The sequence below is a fragment of the Enterobacter sp. UNJFSC 003 genome, assembly GCF_036903355.1.
Taxonomy (GTDB): domain Bacteria; phylum Pseudomonadota; class Gammaproteobacteria; order Enterobacterales; family Enterobacteriaceae; genus Enterobacter.
This window is the reverse complement of record NZ_JBAKHK010000016.1, coordinates 60,680-76,069: the sequence shown is the minus strand read 5'-3', so window position 1 is coordinate 76,069 and position 15,390 is coordinate 60,680. Positions and strand designations below refer to the sequence as shown.

The following is a 15,390-nucleotide window of genomic DNA, read 5'->3' as shown; positions in this document are numbered from 1 at the left end:
TGGCGAAACAGGAAATATGAAGAAAAACCAACCGACATTACTAACTGAAGGTTGTATCTAATCCTGGGGGCAGGTCAAAGGCCACACATCGGGTTTAAATGCGTGTGATCAATCTGTTTCGGGAGGATTTAGAGACGTTGGCAGCGTCATCAGCTTCGAGTTGATAGCGGTTCGTGTAGACTGTTCACGCTTTGTACCTGTTCGAGTGCTTGATTACATACGTGCGTTGAAGTGAAACAGAGGGGGCGGTTTGCCCCCTTATTTTTTGGGATAAGAAAATTCAGCGGTGACTAAATGCGATTCTGATTTACCAGATTGGACGTCATACGCGAAGTTATACCGCTCTCCAGGTGTAAACTTAAATCCGAATACAGGAAGACAGTCACCCTTTTGAACATACACAGGCTTGTCATCAAAAATCTTGTGAAGGGTGTCGCTACTATCGCTGTTGATTTGGATAGCAGTGATCCGTTCCTGTGGCTCCAGTGGCGACACCACACAAACTTGATTACCTTTGATAAATGCCGTTGTAGATTCACGATCTACCATTCGATCACCAGGCCCGGGGCATCCTGTTAAGAGGAATACAACACCCAGCAACATTTTGTTCTTCATGTTTAACGCCCCTTCCCTGTTACGATTTTTTGGTAAAGCGAAGGGACATCCTGCAACATATCTACGCCTCTGTACATCCCCATGCGCTCAGGCCTCTGATAGTAAGACCACTTACTAATTCCATAAACCAGCAGTAACCAGTAATCAGCTAAAATAGAGGCTTGCTGCTCAAGAGAGTAATCAGTGAGCTTTTCTTTATCCAGCCTGTAGGTATATTCAGCAGCCCAGCTAAACGCCCCCCGCATTCTCACCCATTGTCCGTGTTGGTGTTGCCACACATGCCCCAATTCATGGATGAAAACGTATTTATCTTCAACGAAAACCGAGTTTGCGGAAAAGTCTTCTCTGTACATCGATTTTCTGTACCACAACTCCCCATTGGGAGTCATCGCGTAGTTCTGTTTCTGTAGGCCGAACGGTAAATAGCTGTCGCAATGAATCCAGACACGGCTATACACTATCGAATCACCGAACACTCTGCGAGCCATTGCAATCTCGCCTAAGGTCATCCGGCGTAATGTTCCTTCCTCTTCCTGTGCGCTCATAAACTATCCTCCTTGTATGATTTATCTACATCGTAAAATCATAAGTCGAAATAGTCTATACGCGAACATTAGCCATTTAGCGGAGTGATCAGTAGTTTAAAACATGTTGTTAACCGCTTGCGGCAACTCTTTCAGCTTCAAGGGATAGCATAATTTCTAATGCTGTTTGGGCTTGAGCCTGGTAACTACCCGCCAGTACGTTGTGCAATACTTGAGCCGATACAACGCAAAAGCGCTTACCAAATGTTATCAAGGATGATAATTGAAGATACAATCCGTTAGATATTTTACGCTAATTGATTGATTTTATTAGGTGGTGCGATAATAGGAACAAACAAATCAACTTAATTCGTTGTTTTGCAAGAATTTATTCTTATCGACAAATAATCCTATACACATGGCTATACACATTGGCGGGAGCGTTCAAAACTCGTCCACCTCATCGCACAACAAAATACTTTTTCTTAAGAAAAGCGTACATACTATTCACCATCATATTTTTATATGAAATATCAATATGATAGAAGTTAACCATTAAGTGAAGAGTGAACAGCAAACCCTACATTTGATCTTAGACCATAATAAAACCCAGCATTCGCCGGGTTGGTGGTCCACTCGCAATAAATTTATGATAGGTCAAAATTATCTTTTCCTAAATTTTAACCTATTCCAAAAGAATAGGGCTGTGAAGTTAGCCCCATCCTTAACTTATTAAAGTTATTCAAGATATAAGGATTGCTCAATGAACTGACTGGCACCACATAAATGAACTTTAACCTCACGCTCACCAAAAAACGCCTGCCAATATTTTTTTATATCCTTTTCTTTTTCTTTATCTCTTTCATATGTTACGACTTCAATTTTAACACTTCGTTTAATCATTCGAGATAAAAGTTGTCTCATTTCAAAATCGGCATTCGGCAACGAATAACCTATGAAGATTATTTTGTCAGCTTCAGATAATTCAATACCAGCGTTCTGCCAAATTATTTTGTATTGAGGATTTGATAGATCCTTTAGAAAGGTAGGCATAATAAGATTTGATATCAGTCTATTCTCTTTATTTACTGCGTCATGATTTTTATCACAATGCCTACATGTTGCCCCTCTCGCAACCCCTATTTTTTTATTAAACCCGACATAAAGGCGCATGCATCGCGAACATTGTAGCCAGTTAAGTGAACCATGAATCTTCAGCAGTTTCACATTAAAACCACCTGCTCCTAACATTTCTAGACCCGGCTTTACCGTTTCGTCCCTTTCTTCTAAGGAGCTTATATAACAGCAATAATCAACAACTGCACGTCCGTGGTAGTTCCTTTGGATGTAATCATACAATGAATTATCTAGTAGAATATCCCAGTTGGTACTAATAACGCTTACAGGATCATGCTGTCTATAATTACCACCCAGCCTCTCGCTACATTTCCTCACTAAATACTCAGCAAAGTGGTCAATATATTCCTTACTATTCCCTTTTCTTTCCAAGATCCTCCTAATGGCCAAACCAATGATATTAAAAACAGCATCCCTTGTCTTTGTCATTTGCTCAATAGACAGACCTCTAAACTGGATATTATCCGCCAAGCACCGGTCTAAAGGAGTGAACATATCTTCAATCTGAACATCTTTAAATTGCTCACGTTTATAATATAATTGTTCAGTAAGTAAGTTTTCAAAAAGCTGAAAATCTGAACCATTAAAATAGTTTGAATCCTCTTGGTGTATTTTAAATATCTCACCCATTATTTCCGCCTGCATAGGCGCGCCAGCTTCTTTTGAAAATCCAGCACCAAGCACAAATACAGTTTTCATCCACAACCTCTTAAATTATATTCTGCGGTCAGATATTTGAAGATTAGCTTATTCATATGTCAAGAAAAAACCGGCTTCCACCGGTTTAAATACCTATTTTGTGATTTCGAGACTGCACTTCGGTAGCCAGTCAGCATTGCATTCTTCTCTAAGTGCCAGATTGGTCTGCATTCCCTGATTGGTCCGCCGCTTCTCGTACTGCAGCCCATACTCTTTCAGCATTAACGGCAGCCCCTTGCCAAACATGGTCAGACTGAGCGTATTTTTATAGCCGTTGGCTTCCATGTAGACCAGATAGGCATGGTAAAGGTATGTACGTGGCTGGCGCGGGACAATATTGGCGTTTCCCATAAACATGCCGTTGGTGTCGGGTAATGCCTCAAGATAGCCACAAAAATCAAATGCTGGATCGGCATCACGCTTGATGGTGAGAGCCTCATCAGAATTCTGCTGCGACTGAAGCAATGTTCTGGCGCTCATCGGATCGCTGAAACGTTGCATGAGTTGGCGAACAATCACAGCAAGTTCTCGAGCAATTTTATCCTTTAGCTGCGGATCGCGTTCTTCCGGTGCTATCTGCTCAGGAAAATGCAGAATAACTCTACGGCGGGACACACCACCACTGCGATCAGTGAAGCGCATAGGATTATTATTTACGGCCAGGATAACCGCCGGAATATGTGTTGAATAAGCATTCTGATATTTGGGGTCCACAGATACTGCATCACCACCGGTTATAGCCTTAAGCCCGGCGCCATCGCCGCTCCATTTCTCCTGATCAGGCAGGCGAATAAGAGAAAAACCGATCAGAGCCGCACGTTCTCGCGGGGACTCCAGAGTTTCAATTGTCGCTGACGTGGCGTTATCCTCTCCTGCAAGCATCGTTGCAATTTCAGCAAGGATACTTTTGCCACTTCCGCCAGGGCCAGTCACTTCCAGAAAGAGCTGCCAGTCATAGCGGTTCGCCAGCACCATAAACAGCGCTGCGAGAATAATGTCGCGTTTTGCTGGCTCGTGCCCGGCGGCCCTGTCCAGCCATCGCCAGAATGCCGGGGCATGAGTTTCAAGCGTTTCCCCATTTACCGGTGGCGTGAAATCGACTTCACACAGGGTACGTAGCCAGTTCTCTTTACAGTGCGGACTAAACAGCCCTGTTCGCGTATCGAGGACGCCATTACGAAAACCGATCAGATGACGTGCCGGATTTTGCTGCTGCGGAACAATTAACTTTAATGTTTCCACCAGTGAGGCAATTTTTCCTGAGGAAAACGGTGCACCGAGGCGCTGGAAAAGGGCTGCGACATCTCGGGCAAAATCAGACTGAGAAATCACTTTCCACGCTCCAGACTCATAGCGGGATAAAAGCTGACCGTTCGGATCAACCGCCAGTGCATCCCTGTAATGCTCCCGAACCCTCTGAGCTTTTTCGCTGACACTCATCGCTGTGAATTCTGCTTCACTCATCGTGTCGAAAGGACTGGCGTTATGTGGCTTCAAAGCCTCAAGAATTGCCTTCCGGGTGGATTCCTCTCCGTAATGGGCAAGCGCATCATTCCAGTCACCAAAAACCGGTGGCAGCACAATGTCACATTGACACGCTTTTGCAGCAGCTTCCGCCCTGTTCTGGCCTGAACCATTCAGATCGCGGTCCGCTGCAATAATTAACTGATATCCTGGATACTTGTTATGGGCAACGCTGGCCAGAGAAAGAAAGTTGACCGCCGAAAATGCCACCATGACGGCTTCTCCTGTCAGATGATGAATGGCAAGCGCCGTGGCGTAGCCTTCCGCAATCCACATCCTTCTTACTGAACTCCCGCTCCCTTCTATCAGATGATAGGCCTGCTTAACCTGACCTCCTTTAAGAAAACACTTGCTACCATTGCCACTGATAAGCTGAATATTCACCAGCACCCCGTCAGCGTTATAGAGCGGGACGATCAAATCACCGGGGCGGAACATCACCCCACCGGTTTTATGAGCTGAAGTCAGCTCATGGCAAATATGCTCCGGGAAACCTTTATGTGTAAGATAAGTGTTTCCGGCAGATTCACGCGAGGCTTGCAGCAGTCGCGCGGCAAGTGCTGCCGCTGCATCTTTCCCCCTATCGGCATCGGCGGTTAACGTCCTGACTTCGGAATTAGCTATAGACAGACCATGTGTCAGTCCATGTATCCTGTCAGCTGCTTCACTGATATCCACATTCAGTGCCCTGGTGACAAGCGCTAAACCATCCCCGGCTCCGCACTGATTGCAGAACCATGTTCCGCGTCCTTCCTGATCGTCGAAGCGAAAACGATCTTTACCGCCGCAGACCGGACAAGGCTGATGGCGATTTTTCAATATATTCACGCCCAGCGCTGGCAGAATCTGAGCCCAGTGACCGCGGGCAGCCTTCACGGCCTGACTGACTTTCATTCCTGACATGATGCAGTTCTCCCTCAGTGTAAAACCGGCTTTTTGATGTGACGGACGCATAACTCATCCATTACGGCTATTCCGAGCTGGGAGAGTGCGGGACAGGACATTAGAGGGCCGGATTCCATCAGGTCTGAAAGCAGGGCGCAGGCGATTTCCATGCCTTTTGTTTGCCCGTGCTGTCGCAGATAAAATCCTTCAAGCTCACGGGCAATAGCGGTTTCAATTTCATCCAGAGTGAGCTGCAGGTGGCTGTTTTGCTGATGGCAGGCACTCAGCCATGCGCAAGCTACCGCGCGGCGATACAACGCTACCCGAAGTGAAAGGGAAAGAGTGCGTGATTTCATTGCACCACCTCCATGTTCATCAGGTCATCCTGGCAACGCTGTACCACGCCATCAAGCTGCTCTGTCATCAGATAAATCAGGGAAACCAGTTGCTCACATTGAGCACCGGCAGGTTTTTCGTAGCAATCCTGAAGAACAGCCATTCCGGTGACAAACTCCCCCACGTTACGAAGATGCTTCAGGCGGACAATATCGTCATAAGAGATTGCGGCGTGATTCATTAGATCACCTCCCGGACTGGCAGGCGAGCAGCAAGGCAAAGCACATACTCATGGACCAGTGAAAGACGTGCATGATGCTCATTGCTGGCGACGATACGCAGCATACTAATACGTGGTTTACGTTCTGCACGACGAACGGCGGCAAAAACAAATATAAATTGAGGATGTGATGGGGCGAGGATCGTAGCCATAAGGGCAACCTCCAATAAGTAGCGGTAAATGCCACCACCGGAGTTCCTACGCTCATGGGTGGTGACCCGAACGGGGGTAGGAATACCGGCCTTATTGGAAACCGGCCAGCCCGAAGGCTGCCCCGCCCGGACCACCATTATCTGAAAGGGGCTAAGGTATAAGCACCGCAGCCCGAAAAATGGGTGTGCCTGAGCAACGACGTAAAAAAAGACGCAAGGCGCGTCTGGTGTCGCCAATAAGTAACTCGGGTTCCTACGCCCGGCAGCCGATTTTGCGGCAGCGGGAAAACTATACCTGGAAAAGATATCAGGACGCAAGCCAGAAAAAAGGAGATGAGACTGCAAAGCCAGTTTCACGCATGGCCTCCTTGCTCGCGGGCAGCAATTCGCGCCGCCATCCATGCACTGACCTCCGACTGTACCCAAGCCACATTTTTTCCACCCAGGGATATCTGCTGCGGGAAGGCATCGCGGCTGATAAGGTCGTAGATGGTTGAACGGGATAGCCCGCAAAGGTGCATCACTTCAGGTAATCGTATGAAGCGCTCCTGCTGAGCCGGAACCGGGAGCACCGGAGCAGCTGGTGCCGGGGTGGAAACGGAAATACTATTCATCTGGCTACCTCTCTAATATGTTTACAACAGTCCGGGCAATTCCATCCGGATTCAGGTAGCTCCTTATTATGTTTATATAAGCGGCTCGCGCATGCTTTATTTATTTGGAGTGAAATGTTGATTTCTCAAAAAATAAAACAGCTAAATACCGTATGAAACGGACAAAAACAAACCATTCCTTTATGAAATATAATAAGGAGCATCAAGAATAAAAAAATCTATTACACCAGGCAGGATCACAGTTCAAACCTGAAACAGGCCATGCCATTCCGGGCTTTACATCATAAGGACGAAGACATCGGAATAATAAAAGAGCTAAAAACGACCAGGACAAAACAGTTCATCATATGTATTAATTAAATTACTGACTAAAGAAATTAAATTACTCTTATCCTTCCGCATGTATCCGCACGTGTTTAATGAGCATCAGATAGATTCATTTTTATGAGTATTCCCCCGAAATGCAACAGGGTGACGGGAGGTTGAATGTTGAATTATTAAACAGAAATAAGACACCTTTTATTCTATACGTCGAATAGTGCTGAATACTTGTGAAAAGTGGTGAGGAAAAAAAATCCAGTAATAAACTGAAATAAATATCGCGGCTTATATGAGAAAAAAATATAAGTGTAATTTTATTTCTGTGAACAGTCATGAACAGTAGATGACCACTACTACTCAAACACTACACCCATCAACCCCATGTATTTACTATCTTTTTTACTAAAGTGAACAGTAGTGAATAGTTTGTATTAAAGGAAGGGTGAATATCAGACATGACGCCTTTCTCTGGCTAGCCAGAACAAGGTCATTGTTCTGTCACTGGCACAATCCCCCTCGGTAGTGCCCTTGTATGAGTACCGGCACAATTGACACGACAACAAAACACTAATGGTGGATGCATCAATGCGTGCTAATGCATCAGCCAGTTTCACCCCGGCAAAACATAAAGTTTTCCTGGCTCGCCTCAACAGACTTAATGCAAAAGGAGGGTACTGATATGGCCCTGAAATGTCCTGAATGTGGCACGGTCGCTCATGCCAGAACCAGCGCCTATGAAGCTCCATCGGTTAAGCGCTCATGGTATCAGTGCCAGAATCTTGAATGTTCGTGCACATTTACTGCCCTTGAAAGTGTCGACACGATAATTATGAAACCCCATAAACCAGCGCCGCCGGAGCCTGAATCGAGGAGCGATTCCCTCGAGCGTCAGCCACAGACCATAGGCCGCTACGGTTCAGCCTGTACTCTTAAAGACCGTCATGCACAATAAAATGAGGAGGAACAATGATATGGCAGAACAACACTTGACTGAAAACCAGATTCAGGCCGCAACCGGACACGTAGTAACACTCCTCGCGAGGGCAAAAAAACCGCTTCAGGATGCGGATTGGCTCATGAGTTTGCCTGCAAATGAAATAGCCCGCGAGACGGAAAAACTGACAAAAAGCCTTTCCTCCGACTGGCAGTCCCGAATTATCGACCTTTACCAAAAAATGCAGGCCTGGGTGGAGGCCAGACAGGCCGAAGAAGCAGCCATTGAGAACCTTCGGGCTCTACGCCAGCATCAGACCGAAACTGAGCAGACCAGCAAAGACAATCGGGCGCAGTTCAGGGAATTGCTTAACCAGAGCGGCGGCATCGTAACGCCGAAGATGAAAGCTCTTCGGGCTGAGTATCTGGAACAACAGGAAACAGCCACAGAACTGGCCGGGCTGATTACTGAAAAAGAAGAGCAGCTGCCGGTACTGGCTCAAGCGACCGCGCGTAAGGCAAACGTCTATATAAACTTCCATCATGGCATCACTGAGGAGCGTATCGATGAGCTTTTACGAGACTTTTTTATTTTCCACGGTGCTGAATTGAGCAGCCTACTCAGGATGAAGTACAGGCAATTCGAGCGGAATAGCTCAGTGCATATACCGGGTATTATTGAAGGGACAAATGATGCAGATACGTTGTATCGTGAATTTATCCTGAATCTAATGCTGAAGTGGACGAATGAAATATTGCCGTTGAGATTCCGGGACGACGTGATGAGTCTGACCGGTTCAGCACCGGTATCAGGATCACATGAAGACAGAAAAAAAAGAAAGCTGTTCTGACCTGAACAGCTCACTTAAGCCCGGCCAGTGCCGGGTTTTTTGATGTCTGTAGCCTGAGTGCATGTCTATACTGCATGAAATCGCATGACTTTATGCACTTGCATTTTTACTTCCCAGGCCAGCTAAGGCGCGGTTAAGAGCCTATCATGCAACTGCATGAAAACCACTCCATAAAGCGGGCAGGCGTGGCGGGGCTACGAGCGCGCGGTTTTAGGTTTAATCGTGGTATTAGCACCTCAATTTTGAGCAGGCATGATCATTTTTTTAGGGCCTGTCGTGCGTGCCCGCGCCGTGATGAGACGCTGCGCTTCGTCATGATGTGTCGATGTGTCACGTCGCTGGCAGGCAGAGCGAGGCGCTGAGGCGCTCTGACGGCGTGGCGGGGACAGCATTACGCGCGAAGTACAGTGCATTATAATTTTTTAAACAAACCCTCCAAACCTGCACGATCAAAAAACTGAGATGGTAATGCAGGGATTCTGTAGCCCTTAGAACCAATGCGCTCCGTGGATGTAACTAATACAACAAATTTTTTGGCTCTAGTTAATGCAACATAATGTAGATTCAAACACTGCTTTTCATTTTTATAAATAACATCCCTACTCCCGACTGGATATTCTCTTTTAGGTAAAACATGATCATAAAGGTCTAAATGATATACACAATCAAACTCTAACCCTTTAGACTTATGAATATTCATAATCTGAACTTCGTTTTGATTAATAGGTAAGTAATTATTCCTTACTGCATCAACCTGAAGCACCTCACTAATGCCGTCTATGTGTATTGACTCAAGATTATAATCCCCTAAGAGAGTTAAGACTCCACGCACAGAAGCGATGAGGTTACAATCATCAATCTTTCTGACTAGATTAATTTCACGCCTCAATAATTTAACCTGCCGTCTTGTAACTCCACTTTCAGAATAATTATCTATAATATCTTGTGCTGTGTGGTTATTATTATATCTATAGTGTAACAAATCCATAATTAACCTAGAAACATCAGTACCTAGCTTGGAAAATTTATCATCCACGTAAGCTCTATTTTGCACTTTGAGACAGGAGGATATATATGAAACACTTTTATTACTTACCGCAAGGATAGCAATTTGATTGTTATGTTTTATTCCAAAAGACTTTTTTATTGACTCTAATCCACTATCGATCCATGAGGCAATTTCTTCAAAATACCCCGGGATACAGACCCGATAGACTTGTATATTACCACCTGCAATTAAAGTACATTCAGGCCTTATTAACCTTGAAGCATAATTAACAATGGAATAATGACAGCGGTGGTTTAGTGTTAATTCAAACGGTTCAAATCCATTATCGCCATTTTTTAGTTCAATCAAATACTTTGAATATTTCTTGGCATATTCGTGTATAGACTGATCAGCATCTCCCACTGCAACTGCTTTAATACCAAACATTGAAATTAATTTAAAAATCTCATGTTGTATAAAACCTGAGTCTTGATATTCGTCAATGTATATAGATTTATATTTCGCTTTGATATACCTTTGACAAGCGTGTGAATACGTAAGAATAAAAAGAGACATAAGTGGAGCCATTTCAAGTACAAACACCCCTTGAGAATAAAGGGTGTAGATTTCATTTAGCGCATTAACATCCTCTTTTAAAATAACAAACCCATCAGCTAATAAAAATAACATTTTAGCTTGTTGCTCAGGCAATAAATCATTAAATTTTATGATTTTTAAGGAACTGGGTCTAGATGCAAAATGATTCATGAAATTGAAAATGATTTCACGTAAAAAGAATTTATCAATCGTTCCAAAGAAACTAGATTTCACATCTACTATAAATTTTTTTGATCTTTTTAGTAATTCGTCGCTAGCTTTATTGGTATGAGATATTGCAATGACGCCTTGAAAGTTTTTCATACCTCTCAAATCCATTGCTATTTTTTCTATTACCACAGTAGTTTTTCCACTGCCTGGGCACGCGGTTAAAACCATATTGCCAGGAAAATCTATGGCATTTTGCTGTTCCTGAGTGAATTGGATCATTATATTTCACCTTTAGCTAAAGAGATAGCCTTAAGCAATGGCCGAACGAGATCTCCAGTTGCAAGTTCAGGTAGATTTACCCTCTTAAGAGCTATCAATTCACGCATACGCGTTGCCTTTTTATCTCTCAAATAATTAGCAGCTTCATTTATATTACTCTTACCGCTATATTCAAGGACATGTGCTGAAAACTCCTGACATAAATCGCCCTCAAGATCTGTAAATGATAGAAAAACAGCACATGCATTTAAAATTGGTGACTGCACAATCCACTGCTTATTTAATTGAGATTGTTCTATTTTTGCCAATTCATTTTTTAACGGTGGAAGCCCACATAAATGGCGACTTCTATTGATTCCTGAATATTGATATTCATCTTTATGAGGGACCTTTCCAGCATCATTATCAGTCCTAACAACATATTTTATATTAAAAGCTTTTAATATATTTGTATAAACCTCAAATTGTACTCCATCAACTGACAAAATACTTATATTATAGAAATCTAAATTATATCCTATAGCTTTTGCTAATTCGTTATAGAAAATCAACTCAGAGGGGCCTTCAACTAAAAAAACCACATCGGCAAAGAATGCTTCTGCAGGAATGATGCTTATGCGATAGCCCATCTTATCCCAAGCCTGGCTTACACATTTTGAACATCCATTACTTGCTGCAAAAGATGCTCCATTATGAGAGTATATTTTTATAATTGAATCTGGCTGATAATTTACAGCTATTTGAGGTGAATGTGTTGTTACAATTGATTGCCCAGGTAATTTACTTGTAAGATACTCAGATAATTTACGTTGTTGATGAGGGTATAAGTGCGCCTCCGGTTCCTCAATACAATATATTACAACCTCACTATTTTCGTCATGTTCCCTGACACTTTTTGACTTCCAGAGAGCTAATAATATCTGATTATTTAATCCATCACCGCCAAGAAGGAGTTTATGTCCATTTGAGTTTGAACTTAATTCTAACTTTTCTATGAACTGATCAACACCTATTGCGCCTGAATCCAATTCAATATTTAAGCGTTCATAGTTGTATGAAAGCTTTCTTAACTCTGAATTAAGTTCAGCTGTTGCCTGTTTGACATAGCTTATTTCTTTAACTTTAGAGTTAACATTTTCTAATAGTTCATTTAAATCTCTAAGAGATTGTTGATCGCTATCAACTTGCGGTTGTTCTCTATTTTCTTGAGCAAGCCTTAGAAGATGCCTCTTTTCTATGCTGATATATTTATCCAAATCTCTTTGCGATTTAATATATCTCATACTAAGATATTTCAAATAGAACCTTGAAGTTATTTCATCATAACTATCTTCATTATGGCCAATAAATATTTTATATGATAAATCATTTCGATAAGCTACATATTTTATATAGGTGTTTTTTTCATCGCTAACATATCCATTTAGTTTTGATACGACAGCATCTTTATCGACATTTTTGAATTTTATTATTACTTGTAATTCATCAACAGTATCACCATTGATGTTTACATGGAAGTCATTAGCTTTTGGCTCTAAATCTAATTCAGAAATACTTTTGTCAAGCAACATTCTTATTGCGTAGACTAGATTTGTTTTTCCAACATCATTTGCACCTATAATTAATGTAGAAGGTTCAAAATTTATAGTAGCATTAGAGTAATTCCTGAATCCTTTAAGAGTAACCGTCTCAATATGCATGATCATTCCTTAAAATAAATGATGAGTAAAAATCTAACATTGTACGACGCTGAGAAATATACTGAGCATGATTATATGTCCCTCTAATAGAATTTTTATCAACATGCGCTAGTTGAAGCTCTATCCATTTAGAGTCATAATTATTTTCATGAAGAATGGTTGACATCATATGCCTGAATCCATGACCAGTGACTTTCCCGCTATATCCAATCCGTTTAATGACTTGATTTATACTCGCTTCACTCATAGGTTTGTTCGGATCATTCCGCCCCGGAAAAACATAACGATAGTTCCCTGTCATGATTTTGAGTTCATGGAGTAAATTTAACGCTTGAGTCGATAGTGGCACAAGATGTGGCCTACGCATTTTCATCCTTTCAGCAGGAATTTCCCAAATACCGTTATCCAGATCAAATTCTTGCCATAATGCCGCACGTAATTCGATGGTTCTCACGCCTGTAATCATCAGTAATTTCGTGGCTATCTGGACAAGCTTACTCCCGGTATAACCCTCTAAGGCACGCAGAAAATCAGGTATCTCATCAGCTTTTAGGAATGGGAAATGATTGGATTGGTGTACTTCGAGAGCGCTGGAGAGATCCGCCGCAGGATTGTACTCCGCCCTACCTGTCGCAATTGCGTAGCGAAACACCTCTGAGCAACGCTGCCTAACTTTTCGCATTTTCTCCAACGCACCACGTTTCTCAATTTTACGCAGAACGTTCAGCAGCTCTAACGGTTTAATCTCTCCCACTGGCCTTGTTCCGACATAAGGAAAAATGTCGTTATTAAACGCTTCCATGATGTCTGATGCATATCCCACCGACCATTTAGCAGATTTAAGGTGATGCCACTCTCTCGCTATATTTTCGAAGGCGTTCTCTGACTCTGTTTGCAGAGCCAACTTTTGCTCTTTTCGAACCTCACTAGGGTTCTTTCCTTCTGCCACAAGTTTTCGAGCTTCATCGCGACGGGAACGAGCATCAGCAAGGGTGATCGTTGGGTAAACCCCAAGCGAGATCATTTTGGGTTTACCAGCATAGCGATAGCGGAACCGCCAGCTCTTGCTTCCATTAGGTTCTATGAGCAATGACAAGCCTTGCCCATCCCCAAGCGTATAGGGTTTATCTTCAGGCTTAGCGCGACGAATCTGCATATCGTTTAAAGGCTGTGTATAGGAATCCAAGACCGAACAGGAACATATACACAATCCTATACACATTCAGTACCGGATTCTACTGGATGGTTATGGACTAACACGGATTGAAGATGCAGTAAAAACGTTATAAATCAGAGAGGTTATGGATGGTTACGGACGTTTGAGGAAGTTGGGGTGGTGCCGATAATAGGAGTCGAACCTACGACCTTCGCATTACGAATGCGCTGCTCTACCAACTGAGCTATATCGGCCCTGAGAGGCCGGTTACGAGCGTAACCACGGGGCAAAAGAGTAGATCTAACGGGGTGATGCGTCAATGCCCTTTTAAATCAAACGGCTATTTTTGCATCACCCACGCTTATTTAGGCACGAATCGTATCGTCGCCGAAGCCGATCCACTTGTAGGTGGTCAGTGCTTCCAGCCCCATCGGACCGCGCGCATGCAGTTTCTGCGTGCTGACAGCCACTTCTGCGCCCAAGCCGAACTGTCCCCCGTCGGTAAAGCGGGTTGACGCATTCACGTACACGGCAGATGAATCGACTTCGTTCACGAAGCGATTGGCGTTACGCAGGGTGCGCGTCAGGATCGCATCTGAGTGCTGGGTGCCATGTTCACGGATGTGCGCAATAGCGTCGTCGAGATCCGCAACCACCTTCACGTTCAAATCCAGTGACAGAAACTCGTCGTCGTACTGCTCCGCATTTACCGGAACCACGGTCGCCGGGCCGTCTTTCAGCAGCGCCAGAGCGTTAGCGTCGGCGTGCAGGGTAACGCCGCTCTCCGCCATCTGCGCGCTTAGGGCTGGCAGGAAGGTGCTCGCGATGCCCTGATGCACCAGCAGCGTTTCCACCGTGTTGCAGGTGCTTGGACGCTGGGTTTTGGCATTCACGATAATCTTCAACGCCGGTTCAATCTCGGCGCTGTCATCAACCACAATATGGCACACGCCAATACCGCCGGTGATCACCGGAATCGTCGACTGCTCGCGGCACAGCTTGTGCAGGCCCGCGCCGCCGCGTGGGATCAGCATGTCGATGTATTTGTCCATGCGCAGCATCTCGTTCACCAGCGCGCGGTCCGGACTTTCGATCGCCTGCACGGCGCCTGCCGGTAAGCCACACTCTTCCAGCGCCTGCTGGATAACGTTTACCGTTGCGGCGTTGGTGCGCCAGGTCTCTTTACCGCCGCGCAAAATGGCGGCGTTACCGGTTTTAAGGCACAGGGACGCCACATCAACCGTCACGTTTGGACGGGCTTCATAAATCACGCCGATGACGCCGAGCGGCACGCGGCGACGCTCCAGACGCAAACCGCTGTCGAGCAGGCCACCGTCGATCACCTGCCCAACCGGATCGGCCAGATTACAGACCTGACGAACATCGTCGGCGATACTCTTCAGGCGAGCCGGGTTGAGCGCCAGGCGGTCGAGCATTGCGTCGCTCAGGCCATTTTCACGCGCTTCCGCTAAATCTTGTTCATTGGCACGCAAAATCTCAGCGGATTGCGATTCAAGGTAGTCAGCGATTTTTTCCAGCACACGGTTTTTCTCGCGGCTGGAAAGGAGCGCCAGTTTGTAAGAGGCGGCCTTCGCGGCTGCGCCCATTTGTTCCAGCATGTTCTGCTC

The 15,390-nt window shown here is 44.5% G+C and carries 14 protein-coding genes and 1 tRNA gene; 2 read left to right on the top strand and 13 right to left on the bottom strand.

The features are described 5' to 3' along the window. Positions 1–258: 258 nt before the first annotated feature. From V5P19_RS21790 to V5P19_RS21755, 8 genes are all read right to left on the bottom strand, one after another. Entirely contained in the window at positions 259–615 is a 357-nt protein-coding gene (locus V5P19_RS21790; protein ID WP_010427912.1) for a putative T6SS immunity periplasmic lipoprotein, read from the bottom strand. Between the two features lie 2 nt (positions 616–617). Further along, complete coding sequence (locus V5P19_RS21785; protein WP_334407447.1) at positions 618–1,160, bottom strand: type IV secretion protein Rhs; 543 nt, start codon at positions 1,158–1,160, stop codon at positions 618–620. Positions 1,161–1,877: 717 nt separating this feature from the next. Further along, on the bottom strand, positions 1,878–2,975 hold the full coding sequence (locus V5P19_RS21780) for a hypothetical protein (RefSeq protein WP_096962790.1): 1,098 nt from the start codon (positions 2,973–2,975) through the stop codon (positions 1,878–1,880). A gap of 93 nt (positions 2,976–3,068) precedes the next feature. Next, the gene (locus tag V5P19_RS21775; protein ID WP_334407444.1) at positions 3,069–5,402 is read right to left on the bottom strand and encodes a primase-helicase zinc-binding domain-containing protein; all 2,334 of its coding nucleotides are present in this window, start codon (positions 5,400–5,402) and stop codon (positions 3,069–3,071) included. Between the two features lie 14 nt (positions 5,403–5,416). Further along, on the bottom strand, positions 5,417–5,740 hold the full coding sequence (locus V5P19_RS21770; RefSeq protein WP_063252400.1) for a DUF5375 family protein: 324 nt from the start codon (positions 5,738–5,740) through the stop codon (positions 5,417–5,419). Continuing rightward, on the bottom strand, positions 5,737–5,961 hold the full coding sequence (locus V5P19_RS21765) for a hypothetical protein (RefSeq protein WP_021546758.1): 225 nt from the start codon (positions 5,959–5,961) through the stop codon (positions 5,737–5,739). Before V5P19_RS21765 ends, V5P19_RS21770 begins: the two co-directional genes overlap by 4 nt. Continuing rightward, the gene (locus V5P19_RS21760) at positions 5,961–6,509 is read right to left on the bottom strand and encodes a host cell division inhibitor Icd-like protein (RefSeq protein ID WP_096962787.1); all 549 of its coding nucleotides are present in this window, start codon (positions 6,507–6,509) and stop codon (positions 5,961–5,963) included. The genes V5P19_RS21765 and V5P19_RS21760 overlap by 1 nt, the downstream gene beginning before the upstream one ends. Beyond that, positions 6,506–6,766, bottom strand: a complete 261-nt coding sequence (locus V5P19_RS21755; protein WP_001084853.1) for an AlpA family transcriptional regulator — start codon at positions 6,764–6,766, stop codon at positions 6,506–6,508. Before V5P19_RS21755 ends, V5P19_RS21760 begins: the two co-directional genes overlap by 4 nt. Positions 6,767–7,766: 1,000 nt before the next feature. On the opposite strand from V5P19_RS21755, the gene V5P19_RS21750 reads away from it, so the two are divergent. Both V5P19_RS21750 and V5P19_RS21745 read left to right on the top strand, forming a co-directional pair. After that, positions 7,767–8,039 carry an ogr/Delta-like zinc finger family protein gene (locus V5P19_RS21750; RefSeq protein ID WP_334407440.1) on the top strand — a complete coding sequence of 91 codons (273 nt, stop codon included), beginning with the start codon at positions 7,767–7,769 and terminating at the stop codon, positions 8,037–8,039. Between the two features lie 19 nt (positions 8,040–8,058). Continuing rightward, the gene (locus tag V5P19_RS21745; RefSeq protein ID WP_334407438.1) at positions 8,059–8,871 is read left to right on the top strand and encodes a hypothetical protein; all 813 of its coding nucleotides are present in this window, start codon (positions 8,059–8,061) and stop codon (positions 8,869–8,871) included. A 412-nt stretch (positions 8,872–9,283) separates the two neighbouring features. On the opposite strand, the gene V5P19_RS21740 is transcribed toward V5P19_RS21745, so the two are convergent. The 5 genes from V5P19_RS21740 to proA all read right to left on the bottom strand — a co-directional run bounded on the left by V5P19_RS21740 (position 9,284) and on the right by proA (position 15,381). Further along, the gene (locus V5P19_RS21740; protein ID WP_334407437.1) at positions 9,284–10,906 is read right to left on the bottom strand and encodes an ATP-dependent helicase; all 1,623 of its coding nucleotides are present in this window, start codon (positions 10,904–10,906) and stop codon (positions 9,284–9,286) included. Then, positions 10,906–12,606, bottom strand: coding sequence for an ATP-dependent endonuclease (locus tag V5P19_RS21735; RefSeq protein ID WP_124829060.1), 1,701 nt, complete (start codon positions 12,604–12,606; stop codon positions 10,906–10,908). The genes V5P19_RS21740 and V5P19_RS21735 overlap by 1 nt, the downstream gene beginning before the upstream one ends. Continuing rightward, entirely contained in the window at positions 12,596–13,828 is a 1,233-nt protein-coding gene (locus V5P19_RS21730) for an integrase arm-type DNA-binding domain-containing protein (protein ID WP_334407434.1), read from the bottom strand. Before V5P19_RS21730 ends, V5P19_RS21735 begins: the two co-directional genes overlap by 11 nt. A 112-nt stretch (positions 13,829–13,940) precedes the next feature. Beyond that, positions 13,941–14,016: transfer RNA gene (locus V5P19_RS21725), tRNA-Thr, on the bottom strand. 111 nt (positions 14,017–14,127) lie between these two features. After that, a complete protein-coding gene (gene proA, locus V5P19_RS21720) occupies positions 14,128–15,381 on the bottom strand; it encodes a glutamate-5-semialdehyde dehydrogenase (protein ID WP_334407432.1) in 1,254 nt (417 codons plus the stop codon). Positions 15,382–15,390: the final 9 nt, after the last annotated feature.

What these genes read in the sequence shown, in the direction of transcription:
- V5P19_RS21790 (WP_010427912.1), bottom strand. Translation starts at nt 615, where the DNA reads ATGAAGAACAAAATGTTGCTGGGTGTTGTATTCCTCTTAACAGGATGC.
- V5P19_RS21785 (WP_334407447.1), bottom strand. Translation starts at nt 1,160, where the DNA reads ATGAGCGCACAGGAAGAGGAAGGAACATTACGCCGGATGACCTTAGGC.
- V5P19_RS21780 (WP_096962790.1), bottom strand. Translation starts at nt 2,975, where the DNA reads ATGAAAACTGTATTTGTGCTTGGTGCTGGATTTTCAAAAGAAGCTGGC.
- V5P19_RS21775 (WP_334407444.1), bottom strand. Translation starts at nt 5,402, where the DNA reads ATGTCAGGAATGAAAGTCAGTCAGGCCGTGAAGGCTGCCCGCGGTCAC.
- V5P19_RS21770 (WP_063252400.1), bottom strand. Translation starts at nt 5,740, where the DNA reads ATGAAATCACGCACTCTTTCCCTTTCACTTCGGGTAGCGTTGTATCGC.
- V5P19_RS21765 (WP_021546758.1), bottom strand. Translation starts at nt 5,961, where the DNA reads ATGAATCACGCCGCAATCTCTTATGACGATATTGTCCGCCTGAAGCAT.
- V5P19_RS21755 (WP_001084853.1), bottom strand. Translation starts at nt 6,766, where the DNA reads ATGAATAGTATTTCCGTTTCCACCCCGGCACCAGCTGCTCCGGTGCTC.
- V5P19_RS21750 (WP_334407440.1), top strand. Translation starts at nt 7,767, where the DNA reads ATGGCCCTGAAATGTCCTGAATGTGGCACGGTCGCTCATGCCAGAACC.
- V5P19_RS21745 (WP_334407438.1), top strand. Translation starts at nt 8,059, where the DNA reads ATGGCAGAACAACACTTGACTGAAAACCAGATTCAGGCCGCAACCGGA.
- V5P19_RS21740 (WP_334407437.1), bottom strand. Translation starts at nt 10,906, where the DNA reads ATGATCCAATTCACTCAGGAACAGCAAAATGCCATAGATTTTCCTGGC.
- V5P19_RS21735 (WP_124829060.1), bottom strand. Translation starts at nt 12,606, where the DNA reads ATGCATATTGAGACGGTTACTCTTAAAGGATTCAGGAATTACTCTAAT.
- V5P19_RS21730 (WP_334407434.1), bottom strand. Translation starts at nt 13,828, where the DNA reads ATGTGTATAGGATTGTGTATATGTTCCTGTTCGGTCTTGGATTCCTAT.
- proA (WP_334407432.1), bottom strand. Translation starts at nt 15,381, where the DNA reads ATGCTGGAACAAATGGGCGCAGCCGCGAAGGCCGCCTCTTACAAACTG.